The organism is Streptococcus sp. SM3, from assembly GCF_027497875.1.
In genome coordinates this window covers 15,823-32,880 of record NZ_JAJNSA010000003.1, presented here as the reverse complement: position 1 = coordinate 32,880, position 17,058 = coordinate 15,823, and the positions used below count along the sequence as shown (strand labels likewise).

The window sequence follows — 17,058 nt, the reverse complement described above, 5'->3', positions numbered from 1 at the left end:
CTTTCCTTTATCATTTCTATAAAACATAATTTTAACCCATTTTCATATCAAGCTTTGTATATGAATTGCACTGTCCTGATTTTCCAAAATAAACAACCAAAAGATTCGCTCTCTTATAAGCCTGTGCTACTTCTCTATCTTGCGATAAGCTTTAATACTATGACTATACCATTCTTGCATTTCCTTTGATGGTGGTGTCATATAATCCCCATACATCTGGGTTAAAAAGACATCATAATTTTTAGGAATTGGTAACATTCTTCCCTCAAACTCTGTTAAGATTAACTCTTTGAAAGTATTTATTTGGAAAACACCCTTCATTCCCTCTTTATCAACTCCAACCATTCCCTCATATTTCGGCTGTTCTACAACACTATTCTTAACTAACTTATCTATTTTCTTATAGAAGTATCTCGGATTGACAAATCGTAGGGCGTACCAGCTACATAATCTTAGAAAATCTTTTAATTTGCTATCACCGTGAACTGCGCGTGATTTTTTGATATAGGCTAGTTGACGAAGGGCTACATACTTATAACTCTTATCGACAATGCTCAAGTCTGTAAAGCGATCAATTGGAAAGACATCGATAAAGAGACTGGTGTCATGACGCTTGTACTTAACATGGTCTTCGATAACGGTAGAAGTATCTAAAATCGATGCAAAATTATGGAAGTACCAAGAAGAGGTGTCATAAGAAAGAACCTTATAGCGAGGATGATCTTCTTCCTCAATAATCTTCAGTAAACGCTCATAATCTTCACGATAGAGAGAAATATCAATATCATCATCCCATGGAATCATACCTTTGTGGCGGATAGCTCCAAGCATGGTTCCATAACTTAGAAAATAAGGAATATCATGTTTCTTACAAGTTTCATCAATATAGTCTAGCAGGGCTAGTTGAATTTCTTTAATTTCTTCTTTTTCTAAATACTGCATCCTAATCCTCCAATTTATAAGCGTGAAATTCATGACTGTAGAAGCGTTTTTCTTCTGGTGGTAGGGTCATATAATCTCCATAAAATTGTGTCAAAATAGTATCAAATTTTTCAGGTGCTGGAAGGCTTAAATTTTCAAAGGGTAAATCAATTGTTTTATCAAAGGTAGCACTTGGAAAGACTTCTTTTTCCTTAAATTTAGAAGGGATAAAAGCCATATACTGCCCATTATCACGACTATATTTTTGAATTTCTTTCTCGATTTTATGTGCGAAATAACGAGGAGAAACCGGTCTAAGGAGAAACCAGAAGGCTGTTCGTATACAATCTTTTAAAAGGCTATCCTTATAGACAATATTTTTGTGTTTACTGAAAGATAGAAGTTTGAAGCTTTCCAGCTTATAACAAATATCAATGACCTTAGGGTCATCAAAGCGATCCATAGGGAAAATGTCGATAAAAACACCTGACTCATAGGTTTTTGTATTCCGAGTATCAATAATTTTAGTCGTACTGTCTATTATTTTGATAAAGTTGTTAAAGTAGTTCTTATCAGTTTCTAAGGAAAGGAGATTATATTTGCTTTTTTCCTTTTGAAAAATGTTTATAAATCGTTGGTAGTCTTCTCGAGGCATGGACAGATCAATATCGTCGTCCCAAGGAATAAAGCCTTGATGACGAACTGCCCCAATCAGAGTCCCGTAGTTAATAATATAGTTGATATTGTGCTTTTTACAGAGAGTATCAATATAATCCAAAATTTCTAATTCAATTTGTTTGGCATCTTCAATGGTTAGTTGTTTCATTCTAAACTCCTATGATCTTTTGAATTTATTTTTTAAGGCTAGGGCATGGTTTAAAAATTCATAGAAAATGCTATCTTTTGTGAAGACAAGTAGACCAATATAAGAGATGGCTGATAGCAAGACAATTAAACCAGTATTAATTAAAAATGGCATATTAATGACCATATCCACAGGATACAAGAAATTAATCAGGAAATAAATTCCTACAAAGGAAAGTGAAAAGATCGAGTATCGAACAGTATAGCTAAAGATATGTCCCAAGTGAATAAGTTGTTTTCTATGGATGAAAATGAAATAGAAAACAAGTAGAGAGGCCTCTGATAGCATAGTTGTCAGTAAGTAGTATTCAGGAGCCACGATATGGTTGAAAAAGAGGAGACTATTTAAGCCCAAATTGAGTAATCCTGCAAAGACTGTATAGACTGTGATACGTTTTTCATAGCCATTTGTAAAGAGAATTTGGGAACCAAGAATGGTATCTAAAGCCAGGATAATCGTACGAAAAGCGAAGAGAGAGGTTAAGATACCACCTCCGATATATTTTTCACTACCGTAAAGTAGGATGGCATTTGGTCCTAAAACCATGAGTCCAAAACTCAGTGGAATGATAAAGAAGTTAAAGATTCGACTTCCTCTGTTTACAAGTGCGACATAGGCTTCCTTATCGCCTTTTCCTAGATAGTAACTGAGACGAGGCACACTCACTCCGATAGCTCCTGTTACAACACCAGCTATAACGGTAACAATTCGTTGAGCAATGGTATAGTAACTAACATTGACATCAATCCCTGTTTTAACGAGGAAGAGACGATCTAAAAAGGTGAAGAGCATATTTGCATTGGCAAAGACCAACATGGCTGTTAGAGGGAGAAAGAGCGGTTTAAAATCACTTATGTGAATCTTAACAAGTTTAATGTCTCTTTTAATCCAAAAATAACTAATCAGATAGTTAATCAGCGTCGATAAACTCATCACGAGTGTGTAGACAACAATATCGTGGTCATTTTTGACAAACAGGAAAATAGAGACTAGCATCAGGATACGGATGAAGGCAGTTTTGTAAAAGAGAAAACTGTAATTTTCCAGAGCTTCATTGACCCACTCGATTGAAAAAATCTGGGCAATGAGTTGAATTCCCATAATAAGGTAAACCTTTTTGACGATTGGATTATCTGTAAAGAAGAGAGGATAGACTAGGATATAGACAGCGGTGGTCAAAATCGTACAAGCTATGCACAAATAAAAAAGACTAGAGAAGGTTCTATTCAGATCTTTTTTGTTATCCTTGACATTACTAATGGCCCGTAAACCGTAGTTATAGACCCCATAAGTTGCAAAGGGTAAGAAAAATGACAAAATTGTGTCGACTGAATTGAAGTAACCATAGTCAGTTCGGTCCAAGACACGCGCGACGTAGGTACCAGTTAAGATGGGAAAAATAATATTCAAGACACGAATTCCCATGTAGGATAGAGCATTTAATTTTATACTTTTCATTCAATTTACCTCGTTTTTCATTATATCATAAAGTTAGTTAAAATAACTCTTTTGTTTTCAACAACTAGTCTTTAATTATTTTAAAAAATTTTTAGGAAATCAAATCCTCAAAAGTTTAAGATTAAAAACTAACTTTTTGAGGATTTCAAATAAAATTTATCGAACTTTAACTAAGGACAAATATATCGTTAAAAAAGCAAAGAACTCCAATTGGGATTGAAAATACAAAAATTATTAAGTCTTAATTATTTAGTTACAGTTCGATAATTATAATAAGATTGAAAGTTTATGATTTATATCTTTCATAGAAGTCTTTTCAATTAACTTTTAAGTAATCTTTGAATTGAGAATCTAACGGATTTGTTGATATTCTTTACTAGAGGACTCTCAGTGACTACCATCTTCTAACAAGACAACAAAATAGACTCCATAATATCTATAGGGAAGGTACCCACTACAAATATTATGGAGCCTCAAAATCGACTCTTCGCCAACTTTAGAGACACGATGTATCAGGATGCTTATAATTTAAAGGTTGCTACACCGAGGATAGAGCGATTTAAGTTTCGAAGAATTTGAAGACTTTGTTCAAATTTCTTATAACGAGTCACTCCATATTCTTCAATAAGAAGGACTGCATCTCTTTCTAAAAGAGATGGTACATCTTGTAAATCTACAAAATGCATTCCTTTCAAAGTCTCTTGATTTTGTTTTAATTTATCTAGAATAGCTTTATTTGTGCTAACAATAGTCAATTCTTGTCCAGAATTTTTGTATGATAGAATATCTGCTAGATTAGCAATTGTTGTAATCTCTGTTACAAAATCAATTTGATACTGAGAAAAATCACCTGCTCTATTGATTGTTGGATTAAATAGATAAATCAATACATTTCCCATCACAACCAAAATCACACAAGCTACTCCAATAACAGCTAAACGAAGAATCAGATTCTTGACATTTAATCCAAGCGCTGTCTCACCGTTTGCGTTCAATTCTTTAGAGTTGATGGTTTCCAATTTTTCAATTTTCACGTTTACATAAGTATTTTTAAATTTATCAACCAGTGCATCAATCTTTTTCTCTAACAAGTCATTGGCGTCTTTACTTGGTGTCAAAATTTTCACACTAACCCCTGCATCGTCAATCATAGAATAGACGGTCAATTTTTTCCACCAATAGTCGCTTGTAGAATTTTTCAAGGTTGACTCTGTCGTATCCAATTCACTGGCAATTTTTTTCAACTTACTCGGTTCTACATCATTGAAAAGATAAGCTCCATTTAAATTCCCTTCAATTAATTTCCCATAAAAATCACTATACCCACCAATTTGATGATTCAAAATCGTTTTGGCTGAATCTTCCGGAGGTGTAATTTTATAGCTGATATAAGTTGAATAACTTGTTGTGTCTTTGACAGTATTTTTATTCTTAACTGCTTTAATTGTAAATGGTACAGCAATGATAGCAAATAAAGCGATGAGAGCTAGAATATTTGCTTTTCGTTTTTTGTATAGATTTGCAAACAAATCAGCTACTGAATAATGTTCAAACATGATTTTTTTCTCCTTTGTGTAGTAGATACTGGTTTTCTTTTGTAAGCATTTTCGCTACGAATATAATCACAAGAACAATTCCCCAGAATTGCATTGTAAATAAATTGAAGAAACTTTCTGAAAAGCTACTTCTTGGCATAAAGAATAGATTATTCAAGATGAGTAGGGACAAGGCAAATAGGATTGTTCTTGAACGATAGGCTACTTGCAGCATGGCTATGAATAACATACCTAGCAAGAGACTAAGTAGAAAGACTCCTATCATACCATAGTCGGTATACAACTCCATAATATAGCTACTTCCGATACCATGTCCTTTCAAGTATTCCTTGTTCAAGACAAGATAGGATAGATTGTGGGCATAACTATTACTATCAATAGCCAATTCCACACTGTTGGTTGTATGTTCAAAGGCTTTTCCTCCGAAAATGGCCCCTAAACTTCCCCTTGCAAAATAATCAATAACAGGACCAAAAGTAAAATTGCGTAAATCTCGGTAAGGGAGGCTACTGTTAAATAGAAAGCCTCGAGCCAAAACACCAAAACTGGTTCCTTGTTTATAGATAAAGTCAAGCAGGATATCCCAGAAACCTGTATGGGAAACCTGGACATTATCCCGTACATAATTGAGTATTCCCATCGCTAACATGAGAATAGGAGAACCTACAAAAATCGCTAACTTTTCTTTAAATCCAATCCATTTTCCCTTTTCTGTTTGCTCCCGCATAAAGTAATAAACAAAAGCAAATAGAATACTTAAAATAAAGGGATTGCGTGTCCCGATTGCCAAATGAATGGTATTGGCTGCAATAAAGGAGACAAGCACTGCTGTTGCCTGCAATTTCTTTGGCTTAGTTGCCAAATACATACACATTGCATAGACTGTAAATGTTGATAAGATATAGGTAAAATAAGGCAGTTTACTTTCGAAATTTGCATAGTAGGCATAGTAGGACGTCTGCGAGCGATACAAGAGCCGTTCAAATAACCGAAGTAGATAGAATGGATAGGTTAGAAGAAAAACTCCTAGCGATACAAAGCGCAACCGCTTGATGTAAACCTCTTTTAGAGAACTTCCTATTGTCGGTACTTGTATTTTCTTTCTAGCTATAAAATAGCGAGCTAGGAGCCCCCCTGTGGTCAATCCCAATATCGAAACCATGACGACTATAAAGGCAAAACGATATGCTATGGGATGATAGGTATCTAAAGCACCATCCCTAAAGTAATCAATGGTCGGCCTTGATACTAGAAATACAAAAATAGTTAAAAAGAAAATAAAATGGATTAAGTAATACTTGATATCATTCCAACAAGCAATTGAGCTACTAACCAGTAGGAACAATAAAGTAGAAAGCAAGCTAACATTGTTATTATTAAATAGATACACAATTCCACTTACTAGCGTCAAGGCATAACTGACTATGGTCAAACTAAATAATAATCGTTTTCCATCAATCATTTACTCACCCCCGTTCTAATGTAATTTTTTAGATTTTTCAATATTTTTCAGTAATAAGAATCGGTATAAGGAAATATTTATGAATAGAGCCAAAGCACTAATTCTTCTTCCCTTGCGGAAAATTGGATTCCTAAAAATAGCAAAGGCATGGCCTTTTAAGAAACAGTGAATTTTGGAAAAGGCTTCAAACTGTTTATATTGGTGATCCAACAACATTTTATCAAAAACAACAAAATAAGCATGAGATAGTCTAAAAAACGCTTCAGTTTTTAATTCTGGATAACATGAAATTACATAGTCATAGAACAATTGATATACATCTATACAAGTAAGGTCTTTCTCGGAAAAAGATTTTGTTGTAGAACTTGCCCCTCTATGAAAATAATAATAATAGGGTTTCGTATTAACCACATATTTTTTAGCCAACTTTATTAAATCAAAATGATAATATGCATCTTCATAAATCAATCCTTTCGGAAAAGATAACTGTCTAGCAATATCAGTTTTTATTAACTTGTTACAGATACTACCCGGTATTTTTTCACCTATGAGATATTCTTTCAAAAATACTTTAGAATCACAGACAAAATAGTCATTCTGATTGGCTGACTGTGGTCTCTCATCATTAGCATAGACATTCATGACACCACAGCTAGAAACATCCGCATCTTCTTGAATTAATTGCTCATATAAACTCTGAATCATTTCTGGATGGATATAATCATCTGAGTCAATAAAAATTAAATATTTACCTTTGGCACGACTCTGACCATAATTTCGTGCTTGCGATTGCCCTTCATTATTCCTGTGGTATACTTTTATACGATTATCAACTAAAGAAAATCTATCGGCAATGACTCCACTATCATCCGTTGAACCGTCATCAACCAGAATGATTTCCAGATTTTGATATGTCTGCTTCTGAATGGAAGCTATCGATTTTTCTAGGTACTGTGCCACATTATAGACTGGCACAATGACACTAATTAATGCAGTTTCCATGCTACTCCTCTAATAGTTTTTCTACTTGTTCGATTTGTTTGGCAATTGTAAATTGCTGAATGAATTGGCTAGCCTCATTGACATCGAAGTTTGAGGCAGAAGTCATGTAGTCAATAATTGCCTGAGCCGCCTCTTGGTTGCCCCCAATGATTTGTCCAAAACTTCCTTCTTGGGATAATTCCTCAGCCCCTCCGACATCCGTAGAGACAAAAGGAAGTCCCAGACTCAAGGCCTCCACATACACTCCAGGAAAACCTTCTTGTTTAGACATAGACAAGAGAACTTTCATCTGAGACAAATACTGGTATGGATTTTTTTGATAACCAAGGAAATGTACATAGTCTTCAAGCTCATATTCTTTGACGCGTTTTTTCAGTTCCTCTTCCATATCCCCAGCCCCGATAAAATAGAGATGATAGTTTTTTCCCTCTTGGTGTAATAATCGTATCACTTCCACCACACGGTCAGATCCCTTATTTTCCTCAATCCGTCCGATAGTACAGATACTTTGAGGCGCAATCTCGATATCGATCTTCTCTTGAGATTTTTCTAAAATTGTTTTAAAATCATATCCATTGTAGACCGTCTGTAATTTCGAAGCATAATCTGGATAAACTTCCTTGATAGAATTACTGGTCTTTTTTGAAATCCCTACAATGGTATCCGCAGCATCCAACTGGCGTCTATGTGATTCTCTTTTGGAGCTATCCTTAAGAAATTCTTCGATACTTCCATGAATCCAAGAAATTTTCCTGACTTCTTTTCTTTTAGAGAACAAAAGTGGAGGATTCATAATAGTAAAAGAAACTTCAACATCATAGTCATCTTTCACCAGTAAGCGACGTGTCAACCTTGGAAAATAAATTCTCATTCTCCACAAAAGAGCTCGAATCCATCTGGCTTGGCGGTAATCCTGAAGAGATCTTAAAATTCGTACATGTTTAGGAACAGATTCATATCCCTTATCAAAGTGCTCCATTTCAAGAATATCAATATCATACTTTTCTGGATCTAGATTTGAAACAATTGTCGACAGAATCTTCTCTGCGCCACCCCCGAGAGAAAAAGACCACATAAAAAATAATATTTTTTTCTTAGCCACCATATTCTCCCTTGTACTCTCTATAACTCTTATCCATATCAGCGATAACAGCATCATGATGTGGTAGCTGCTTATCTGCTGGTGGAGGTGTCATATAATCACCAAAAGCAGTGCTGAGATAGGCATCATAGCCAACTGGAACAGGCATCTCTGTCTCTTCAAATGGCAAGAAAAGATTATCCTCAAAAGATTCGATTAGGTACTTGTTTCTCATGTAACCAGGACCCGAGCATAATTCTGTGATTCCATCGCTCTCAGCTAGACTGTACTTGGTCATTTCTTTTTCAGCTTTTTTCCAAATGCGATAACGAAGAGATTTTGGCGTCAAACCGAGTAAAATACGGCTTCCCCACTTCATAAGTGCGCCATGTTTTTCTGGAATAGTTTGCGCACAAAAAAGAGAATAAATCAAAGCCCAACGAACCTGTTTTTTCCGCTCAGCTGGATTTTTCGGATAATAATCCAAAGGCAACACATCCAAGGCCAAACCATGTGGCAAATCCAAATCCTGCTGATAAGGCTTAATACAAGTCGTTTCCTTGTCACGAATGGTAATAAAAAGATTACGATCGACAAAATCCTTGTTACTCTTCGACAAGAAATAACGCTCATCTGCATAACGAGGCCATAATTCTGCCAATTTTTCATAATCCTTACGGGGCATAAAAAAATCTAGATCATCATCCCAAGGAATGAAACCCTTGTTTCGAAGGGCACCAATAGCACCTCCACCACAAAGATAACAAAGCAAATCATGTTCTTTACAAAATGCGACGAAATATTCAGCCATTTCCAGACTACAAGCCTGAATCGCTTTCAAATCACTCATGTCTCTCCTCTTCTGTTCAATAACGAGTTATATCGTTTTATTATACCATAAAATAGCCTTAAAAATCCATCAGACACTAAGAAAAATCAAAGTTCAAACCACTATTTTACTGGTGATTCGAACCTTGATTTTTTCTGTCTTATCTTATCTCATCCTCATCTGAGATAGTTTAGTTTGATATTTATTTTGGTCTACTAAGAGTGCCTGTCCTCCATAAACATCGTAATCATCTACCCAATCACCTAGTTCTGGAACTGTTAATCTCTCAATGCCATTTTGCGCTCCGTCTAGGAAGGACAAGCCATTGGTCAATAAGAAACTATAAGGAACATTCGTAGAGGTCATGCCAAAGACCTTACCAAGTGCTTCTGATCCAGTAAAGAGTTTGGTTGGATCCTTGAGTTGTTGCAGAACAGCTGCCAATACTTGCTGTTGTCTCTTGGTGCGACCATAATCACCTTCGTCATCATCACGGAAGCGAGCATAGTTTAGCAAGGTTGAACCATTCATCTGCTGTTTTCCAACTTTGATAGTCTGGGTTGGAGACTCTGTTTCTGTAGCATGCAAGTCATCTCCAACTGTAGCTTCGGTTAAAGGTTGACCTTCTAAGGTTGAGAATTTGGCATCAATCGTCACCCCATCAGGGAAGAGAGTGTCAATAGCGGTTGCGAAGGCCTGAAAATCAACCAAGGCATAGTACTTAATGTCCAAGTCAAAATTATCTTTCAATACTTGGCGAACCAGTTCTGCCCCTTTTTGGCCTTCTTGTTCCCCTAGTTCATAGGCTACATTTAACTTGTTATCTGTTTGTTTCTTCCCATTGATAATCTTACTATATCCATCAATATAAACTAGGTTATCACGCATGAAGCTGACCAGCTTAATTTTCTTATCTGAGCCACCAACGTTTAAGACCATAATAGAGTCCGTTCTTGTTTCAGCACTATTTTGGCCAATCCGTCCATCCGTCCCCATAATCAAAATATTAACCCCATCCTTGGTATCTTGACCATGAAAAACTTCTACTTGAGCTGCCTTAGCATTGGCAGGTTTGTTTGGATTCGCATTTGAATAGCCTTTTAGGAACATAAAAATCATGCCAAAACCGACACAGGCTAGAAGAGCAAGTAATCCTGCAAAAATGCGCCCCCAACGAATCTTACGTTTTTTAGACTTAACCTTTGGAAGAGAATGAGTTTTCTGATATTTTTTTGCTCGACTTCGGTTACCATAGGATGGAAGAGGAGACTGATTGATTGGTTCCATGAAAGAATCTTCCATATCGTGATTTTCATTATAAATTTCTGGAGAAACTTCACTACCACTAGCCATATTTAACTTACCTTGCAGGTAAGCAAACTCTTTTTTCTCTCGCTCATTGAGGTAATGAATGTTCTTAAAGAGATAGTCATAACGTAACTGCTCATGATGACTTAAGGGATTTTCTTTACTCATCTTCTCTCCTTTCCGTGGTCTGATATTGGATAAATAGGATAGGCTCCCAGTACTTTATACTGTATTCCAATCGCTTCTAATTCTTTTTGGGCAAAGTTAACCAAGTCCTTATCGGCATAATCCACATCGATAATGAAAAAGTATTCTCCCAGTGCTGTCTTGAGTGGTCGACTTTCAATTTTTGTCAGGTCAATTCCTCTCCAAGCAAAGGTCGACAGAGCCTTATAAAGTGCACCGGGAAGGTTGTCCGGTAAGGTCAAGGCCAAACTCATTTTTTCAGTTTGTGATTTCAAGGGAATAGAAGGCATTTCAGCTCCCAGAACCCAGAAACGTGTGAAATTAGCTTCCATTTCCTGAATATCTTCAGCAATCAGTGCTAAGCCATATTCTTCAGCAGAACTTCTAGGTGCAATGGCTGCATAAGGCTGGTCTGGATGTTCGGAAATAAAACGGGCCGCATAAGCTGTACTAGCTGTTACCTCGATTTGAGCCTCTGGATATTGTTCATCGATGAATTTCTTACCTTGAGCCAAGGCCTGTGGATGTGAAAAAATCTTTTCAATCTTAGTGTGACCTGGAACCACCATCAACTGCTGATGAATAGGCTGAACGATTTCTGCTACTGCTTGGATGCGAGCCTGATGAAAAAGGTAGTCCAAGGTTTCATGAACACTACCCTCGATAGAATTTTCAACTGGCACCACAGAATAGTCCACTAATCCTTGCTCATAGGCCTTGATGACATCTGTAATGTTGGCAAAGGCCTGCAATTCCTCCTGAGGAAAAGCTGTCTGCACAACGTGGTGTGAAAATGATCCCTTGGGACCTAGATAAGCAATTTTCATCTCAGTTCCTCTATAATTTCCTCTGGGCTTAACTCGGTCACATCCAAAACCCGACTAGCTACTTCCTCATACCAAGCCTGTCTTTCTTGAAAAATAGCTGCAAGTTCTTCCTTGCTATTATTTAGAAAAAGCGGGCGCTGATTGTCCTTATCAGCTGCTATGCGTTGGTAGAGGGTTTCAAAATCAGCTTTCAGGTAGATATTATCAGAATTTGTCTTTAGTAAGTCACGATTTCGCTGAGAAATAACCACTCCTCCACCAGTTGACACAACTTTGTCTCTTTGTAGTAAATCAGCTAGGACTTCAGACTCTGTCTGACGAAAGGCATCTTCTCCCTTTTCCGCGAAAAATTCCGCAATGGACATGCCTAAGCGCTTCTCTATCAGAGCATCCATATCAAGGTAATTAGGGTCCAAGCCTCTTGCAATAGTCGATTTGCCAACCCCCATAAATCCTAGTAATACCTTAGCCATGAATCAAGTTCTCCAAATCATCAAAGAAGCTAGGGTAACTGGTATTAATGGCTTCTGCACGGTCAAGCTCCACTTCTCCATCTGCAACCAAGAGGGCTGCTATGGCTGTCATCATGCCAATACGGTGGTCGCCAAAAGTATTGACTCTAGCACCGTGAAGGGCTGATTTCCCTTTGATAATCATTCCATCTGCTGTAGGTGTGATATCCGCACCCATGCTATTTAAAGCGTCTGCCACAACCTGAATGCGGTCTGTTTCTTTGACTTTAAGTTCCTCAGCATCCTTAATAACTGTTACACCTTGAGCTTGGGTCGCAAGTAGAGCGATAACTGGCAATTCATCAATCAAGCGTGGGATCAAAGCACCACCAATCTCTGTTCCTTTCAAGTCAGAAGACTCAACAGTCAAGGTTGCAGATTTAGTGACTGGGTCAATTTCAGTTATTTCTAGTTTCCCACCCATGGCACGAATGACATCAATAATACCAGTACGCGTTTCGTTGATGCCCACATTATTAAGCACTACACGAGAGTTTGGAACAATCAAGCCTGCGACCAACCAAAAAGCTGCACTGGAAATATCTCCTGGCACGACAACCTTTTGTCCTGTCAATTTTTGTGGCCCTTGGACTGTGATTTTCTTGCCCTCTACACTTAAATGACCACCAAATTGTTGTAACATATCTTCAGTATGGTTACGAGTGCATTCTTTTTCGATAATAACGGACTCCCCCTTAGCCTGCAAGGCCGCGAACATCAAGGCGGACTTGACTTGGGCAGAGGCAATTGGCAACTCATAATGAATAGGTGTTAAGGTTTTCGTCCCTTTTAAGCGAAGAGGAGGCAGGTCTCGATCAGTTTGCCCTGAAATGCTGACGCCCATTTCTTTCAGTGGAATCGTCACACGGTCCATAGGTCGTTTGGAAAGACTATCATCTCCGAACATTTCTACTTCGAAGTCTGCGCCAGCAAGGACACCTGAAATCAGGCGAATCGAGGTTCCAGAATTTCCCATATTAAGGGCATTTTGCGGCGCTTTTAAGCCATCCATGCCCACACCTTGAATGGTAATAACCCCATCTTTATCCTCGATTTCAACACCAAGGTCACGAAAAACCTGCATGGTCGAAAGAACGTCTTCACCTCGCAGAATATCATAAACCTTGCTCTCACCCTCAGCCAAACTTCCAAAAATAATGGAACGATGACTGATAGACTTGTCACCTGGAACTCGGATACTGCCATGTAAGTGGCAAATGTTTGTTTTTAGTTTCATACTGGACCTCATACTTGCAATACTTTTACCTATTTTATCATAAAAAGCCAGAAATTCCTTAAAAATTCCTGACTTTATGATAGTTATTTTCTTACTTTAGCAATTCTGAAACTGGTTCGAAAACAATTTTTTCAATGTCAGAAAGGTAAATTGCCAATTGTTGTTGCTTGGTAAAGAATTCTGATAAGAGGCTATTCCCTTGAATCTGTTTACCAAAGCCTTCCATTTTCGCTTGAAAGGAAGCGTCTGGCATTTGACCTGTCTGCGCTAGTCTTTGAATTTCCTCTTGGAAGGCAACATATTCTGTAAAAATTTTGCTTGCCTCAGCATCTGCTGAAATAGCATCTTTAGCTGCTTTGACAGCCTTGTATTCTGGTAATTCGCGTAGACCGCGACTGAGTTCGTTTGCACTATCGTAAATATTTGACATGATTTTCTCCTTATTTGATGACGACTGTGTAGTCGGTATTTTCTGTTATGAGATGCTCAGCTCGTTCCAAGTCTTGAGCATTTTTAAATGAAATTTGTAGAATCCCGTGAATATCTTCACGGTTTTCCTCATTGATGTGAATATTGACCAAGGAAGTTCCACGTAGTAGTTCCAAAATCCTCAAGATGACATCTTCTTCATCAGGAACATCTACATAAAGGTCATAAGAGCTATCCACACCGCCACGCTTATGGATTTCCATAGCCTGACGTTGCTCACGCGCTTGGTTGAAAAAGTTCCAAATCTGCTCTTCATCTCCCTTGCTAATGGCTTGTCCAACCTCATCCAAACGTTCCTTAAAATCCTCAATCCGCTCTAGGATAGTCTCACGATTGGACAAGAGAATGGACGTCCACATACCTGGCTCGCTTTCCGCAATCCGAGTCATATCTCGAAAACCACCTGCCGCAAAGCGCCTTGCCATCTCATGTTCTTGAGCATAGACCGCAGTCTGCTCCATGAGACTAGAAGCCAAAATATGAGGAAAATGGCTAATCTGAGAAGTCACACGATCATGCTCCTTGGCATCAATCTCGATAAAGCGAGCATGAAGACCTGAAAGTAAATCCCTCATTTCCGCAAGCGTGTCAGGACTTGTTAGACTAGACGGTGTAAAGATATAATAAGCATTTTCAAAAAGATTGACATCTGCCGAAGCAGCCCCTGTCTTGTGACTACCAGCCATGGGATGGGCCCCGACAAAACGAACAGACTTGCCAGCCAAATATTGCTCCGCCGCATCCACAATAGCTGACTTGGTCGAACCAGCATCTGAAATAATCACGCCTTCTTTTAAGTCCAAGTCGGCCAACTCCTTAATGAAAGCAATGGTTTGCTTGATTGGCAAGGTCAAAATGATGACATCGGCCAGAGGAGCAAAACTGGCAAAATCATCCGTTGCACGGTCAATCATGCCTTCTTTCAAGGCAATATCTCTCGAAGCTTGACTGCGATTATAACCTAAAATTTCATAATCTGGATGATCGCGTTTGATACCAAGTGCCATCGAGGCACCGATCAAACCAAGACCTGCGATATAGACTGTTTTTACCATAGGAACTCCTTAATAGTTCTTTGTATAGTCTCGGTGTTTGGCTACTGCTTCTTTTAATTCCTCTAGATTATCTGATGAGAATTTTTCAAGGATTTCTTGTGCCAGAACCGTTGCCACAACGGCTTCCATAACTACACCAGCTGCTGGAAGAGCAGTCGGATCACTTCTCTCCACAGTTGCCTTGTAGGGTTCATGGGTTTCAATATCCACACTCATGAGTGGTTTGTAGAGAGTAGGAATGGGCTTCATAACTCCACGAACAACGATCGGTTGCCCATTGGTCATACCACCTTCAAAGCCACCTAGATTATTGGTACGGCGAGTATAGCCGTCTTCTTTAGACCAGAGAATTTCGTCCATAACTTGGCTGCCCTTACGGTAACCAGCTTCAAAGCCGAGGCCAAATTCAACCCCTTTAAAGGCATTGATAGAGACAACAGCTTGGGCCAATCTTGCATCCAATTTTCTATCCCATTGGACATAGGAACCAAGACCAACTGGAACACCTCCAACGACTGTCTCCACAACCCCACCGATGGTATCACCGTCACGTTTGATTTGGTCAATATAATCCTTGATTTCCTGTTCTCTTTCTTGGTTGACAATAGAAACTTCTGACTGGGCAGCTCTTTCCTTAATCTCAGCAACTGTGAGATTCTCAGGAACATCGATTTCCTTGCCACCAAAGACTACGACATGGTTGGCAATTTCCATATCCAGCTCAGCCAAGAGGCGTTTGGCTACTGCCCCAACTGCCACCCGCATGGTGGTTTCACGGGCAGATGAACGCTCCAAAGAATTTCTCAAATCGTCAAAACGGTACTTGATTCCCCCAACCAAGTCGGCATGACCTGGACGTGGATGGGTGATTTTCCGTTTGCTTTTTAGGCGGTCTTCAATGTCCTCTGCAGACATGATATCCAGCCATTTCTGGTGATCCTTATTGATGACATCCATGGTAATAGGAGCCCCAGTAGTCTTCCCATGGCGAACACCCGAAGTAAAGATAACTTGGTCGCTCTCAATCTTCATACGACCACCGCGGCCGTATCCACCCTGACGACGTTTCAAATCCTCATTGATGTCCTCAGCTGTCAAAGGAAGTCCAGCTGGAATTCCTTCAATGATAGCCGTCAGACGGGGACCGTGTGATTCTCCTGCAGTTAAATATCTCATACACTCTCCTTATTTTACCAAGTAGTCTTTCATTTCTTCCAGAGAAACTGGGTGGATAGTCGCTGAACCAAGCTCTGGCACCAAGACCAATTTCAAGGTGTTACCACGCGCTTTCTTATCATGAGTCAAAGCCTGATAAAGCTTGTCAACATCCCAGTTTTCATAGTCAACAGGTAGTCCAAATTTCTGACACATCCCTGTAATAGACTGGGTTATTCCTTCTGGCATGAGACCTTTTTCCTCAGCAACTTTGGAAATCTGTACCATACCCATGGCCACAGCTTCACCATGCATGACTTTTCCATAACCGGCAGTTGCTTCAATGGCATGGCCAATAGTATGGCCAAAATTGAGGTAAAGTCGTACACCATTGTCAAACTCATCCTCAACCACCATCTTGCGCTTGACCTGACAAGAATGTTCAATCAAGGTCTCTGCATGCTTCAAAATGCCCGAAACAGAACCATCCAGCTCCGTCAAAATTTTCCACAGTTCTGGATCCTCAATCAAGCCGTACTTGATAACCTCACCCATTCCTTCAACCAACTCTCTTTTTCCGAGAGTTTCAAGAACAAGTGGGTCAATCAGAACCCCATCTGGTTGGGCAAAGGTACCCACCATATTCTTAGCAAATGGAGTGTTGACACCTGTCTTTCCGCCAATAGAAGAATCCACCTGGGCTGTCAAACTAGTCGGAATCTGAACAAAGTGAATACCCCGCATATAGGTAGAGGCTACAAAACCAGCCAAGTCCCCAACGACACCGCCACCAAGAGCCACGATTCCATCACTACGAGTCAGCCCCTGCTTAACTAGAAATTCATAGACTTTCTGAACAGTGGTCAGATTTTTCCGTTCTTCACCTTCTAAAAAGTCAAAAACTGCTACCTGAAAACCAGCATTTTCTAGACTGAGCTTGACCTTCTCTGCATAAAGAGAAGCTACATGGTTATCTGTCACAATGACTACTTTTTGTGGTTGCCAGAGTTCTCGCAACCATTGACCAGCCTGAGCCAGACAACCTTTTTCAATCTGAATATCATAAGGATGATGAGGAATATCGATTCTGATTTTCATAGGAGAATCTCCCTTTC

16 protein-coding genes are annotated in these 17,058 nt (G+C 38.8%); all 16 read right to left on the bottom strand.

Features of this window, described 5'->3' with window-relative positions; all coding sequences use genetic code 11:
• Positions 1–126 precede the first annotated feature (126 nt).
• The 16 genes from PAN06_RS01060 to aroB all read right to left on the bottom strand — a co-directional run bounded on the left by PAN06_RS01060 (position 127) and on the right by aroB (position 17,041).
• The gene (locus tag PAN06_RS01060; RefSeq protein ID WP_004259723.1) at positions 127–942 is read right to left on the bottom strand and encodes a phosphorylcholine transferase LicD; all 816 of its coding nucleotides are present in this window, start codon (positions 940–942) and stop codon (positions 127–129) included.
• Position 943: 1 nt separating this feature from the next.
• Positions 944–1,747: a phosphorylcholine transferase LicD gene (locus PAN06_RS01055; protein WP_004259727.1), complete on the bottom strand. Its 804-nt coding sequence runs from the start codon at positions 1,745–1,747 to the stop codon at positions 944–946.
• 9 nt (positions 1,748–1,756) lie between these two features.
• A complete protein-coding gene (gene tacF / locus PAN06_RS01050) occupies positions 1,757–3,244 on the bottom strand; it encodes a type IV teichoic acid flippase TacF (protein WP_125458550.1) in 1,488 nt (495 codons plus the stop codon).
• Positions 3,245–3,765: 521 nt separating this feature from the next.
• Positions 3,766–4,800: a hypothetical protein gene (locus PAN06_RS01045; protein WP_004259739.1), complete on the bottom strand. Its 1,035-nt coding sequence runs from the start codon at positions 4,798–4,800 to the stop codon at positions 3,766–3,768.
• Positions 4,793–6,262, bottom strand: a complete 1,470-nt coding sequence (locus PAN06_RS01040) for an O-antigen polysaccharide polymerase Wzy family protein (RefSeq protein ID WP_004259743.1) — start codon at positions 6,260–6,262, stop codon at positions 4,793–4,795. The genes PAN06_RS01045 and PAN06_RS01040 overlap by 8 nt, the downstream gene beginning before the upstream one ends.
• Positions 6,263–6,277: 15 nt before the next feature.
• Entirely contained in the window at positions 6,278–7,264 is a 987-nt protein-coding gene (locus PAN06_RS01035) for a glycosyltransferase (protein WP_004259747.1), read from the bottom strand.
• Between the two features lies 1 nt (position 7,265).
• Entirely contained in the window at positions 7,266–8,369 is a 1,104-nt protein-coding gene (locus tag PAN06_RS01030; protein WP_269795339.1) for a glycosyltransferase, read from the bottom strand.
• Positions 8,359–9,195, bottom strand: coding sequence for a phosphorylcholine transferase LicD (locus PAN06_RS01025; RefSeq protein ID WP_269795338.1), 837 nt, complete (start codon positions 9,193–9,195; stop codon positions 8,359–8,361). Before PAN06_RS01025 ends, PAN06_RS01030 begins: the two co-directional genes overlap by 11 nt.
• Positions 9,196–9,339: 144 nt before the next feature.
• On the bottom strand, positions 9,340–10,650 hold the full coding sequence (locus PAN06_RS01020; RefSeq protein ID WP_269795337.1) for an LCP family protein: 1,311 nt from the start codon (positions 10,648–10,650) through the stop codon (positions 9,340–9,342).
• Positions 10,647–11,495, bottom strand: coding sequence for a prephenate dehydratase (gene pheA / locus PAN06_RS01015; RefSeq protein ID WP_269795336.1), 849 nt, complete (start codon positions 11,493–11,495; stop codon positions 10,647–10,649). The genes PAN06_RS01020 and pheA overlap by 4 nt, the downstream gene beginning before the upstream one ends.
• Positions 11,492–11,968, bottom strand: coding sequence for a shikimate kinase (locus PAN06_RS01010; protein WP_269795335.1), 477 nt, complete (start codon positions 11,966–11,968; stop codon positions 11,492–11,494). The genes pheA and PAN06_RS01010 overlap by 4 nt, the downstream gene beginning before the upstream one ends.
• A complete protein-coding gene (gene aroA / locus PAN06_RS01005; RefSeq protein ID WP_269795334.1) occupies positions 11,961–13,244 on the bottom strand; it encodes a 3-phosphoshikimate 1-carboxyvinyltransferase in 1,284 nt (427 codons plus the stop codon). Before aroA ends, PAN06_RS01010 begins: the two co-directional genes overlap by 8 nt.
• 91 nt (positions 13,245–13,335) lie before the next feature.
• Positions 13,336–13,674 carry a YlbF/YmcA family competence regulator gene (locus PAN06_RS01000; protein WP_000065980.1) on the bottom strand — a complete coding sequence of 113 codons (339 nt, stop codon included), beginning with the start codon at positions 13,672–13,674 and terminating at the stop codon, positions 13,336–13,338.
• 10 nt (positions 13,675–13,684) lie between these two features.
• Positions 13,685–14,788, bottom strand: a complete 1,104-nt coding sequence (locus PAN06_RS00995; protein WP_269795333.1) for a prephenate dehydrogenase — start codon at positions 14,786–14,788, stop codon at positions 13,685–13,687.
• A 9-nt stretch (positions 14,789–14,797) separates the two neighbouring features.
• The gene (gene aroC, locus PAN06_RS00990; protein WP_001269847.1) at positions 14,798–15,964 is read right to left on the bottom strand and encodes a chorismate synthase; all 1,167 of its coding nucleotides are present in this window, start codon (positions 15,962–15,964) and stop codon (positions 14,798–14,800) included.
• A gap of 9 nt (positions 15,965–15,973) precedes the next feature.
• A complete protein-coding gene (aroB, locus tag PAN06_RS00985) occupies positions 15,974–17,041 on the bottom strand; it encodes a 3-dehydroquinate synthase (RefSeq protein WP_269795332.1) in 1,068 nt (355 codons plus the stop codon).
• Positions 17,042–17,058 lie beyond the last annotated feature (17 nt).

Coding starts and splice junctions, on each gene's coding strand:
- PAN06_RS01060 (WP_004259723.1), bottom strand. CDS start 942: ATGCAGTATTTAGAAAAAGAAGAAATTAAAGAAATTCAACTAGCCCTG.
- PAN06_RS01055 (WP_004259727.1), bottom strand. CDS start 1,747: ATGAAACAACTAACCATTGAAGATGCCAAACAAATTGAATTAGAAATT.
- tacF (WP_125458550.1), bottom strand. CDS start 3,244: ATGAAAAGTATAAAATTAAATGCTCTATCCTACATGGGAATTCGTGTC.
- PAN06_RS01045 (WP_004259739.1), bottom strand. CDS start 4,800: ATGTTTGAACATTATTCAGTAGCTGATTTGTTTGCAAATCTATACAAA.
- PAN06_RS01040 (WP_004259743.1), bottom strand. CDS start 6,262: ATGATTGATGGAAAACGATTATTATTTAGTTTGACCATAGTCAGTTAT.
- PAN06_RS01035 (WP_004259747.1), bottom strand. CDS start 7,264: ATGGAAACTGCATTAATTAGTGTCATTGTGCCAGTCTATAATGTGGCA.
- PAN06_RS01030 (WP_269795339.1), bottom strand. CDS start 8,369: ATGGTGGCTAAGAAAAAAATATTATTTTTTATGTGGTCTTTTTCTCTC.
- PAN06_RS01025 (WP_269795338.1), bottom strand. CDS start 9,195: ATGAGTGATTTGAAAGCGATTCAGGCTTGTAGTCTGGAAATGGCTGAA.
- PAN06_RS01020 (WP_269795337.1), bottom strand. CDS start 10,650: ATGAGTAAAGAAAATCCCTTAAGTCATCATGAGCAGTTACGTTATGAC.
- pheA (WP_269795336.1), bottom strand. CDS start 11,495: ATGAAAATTGCTTATCTAGGTCCCAAGGGATCATTTTCACACCACGTT.
- PAN06_RS01010 (WP_269795335.1), bottom strand. CDS start 11,968: ATGGCTAAGGTATTACTAGGATTTATGGGGGTTGGCAAATCGACTATT.
- aroA (WP_269795334.1), bottom strand. CDS start 13,244: ATGAAACTAAAAACAAACATTTGCCACTTACATGGCAGTATCCGAGTT.
- PAN06_RS01000 (WP_000065980.1), bottom strand. CDS start 13,674: ATGTCAAATATTTACGATAGTGCAAACGAACTCAGTCGCGGTCTACGC.
- PAN06_RS00995 (WP_269795333.1), bottom strand. CDS start 14,788: ATGGTAAAAACAGTCTATATCGCAGGTCTTGGTTTGATCGGTGCCTCG.
- aroC (WP_001269847.1), bottom strand. CDS start 15,964: ATGAGATATTTAACTGCAGGAGAATCACACGGTCCCCGTCTGACGGCT.
- aroB (WP_269795332.1), bottom strand. CDS start 17,041: ATGAAAATCAGAATCGATATTCCTCATCATCCTTATGATATTCAGATT.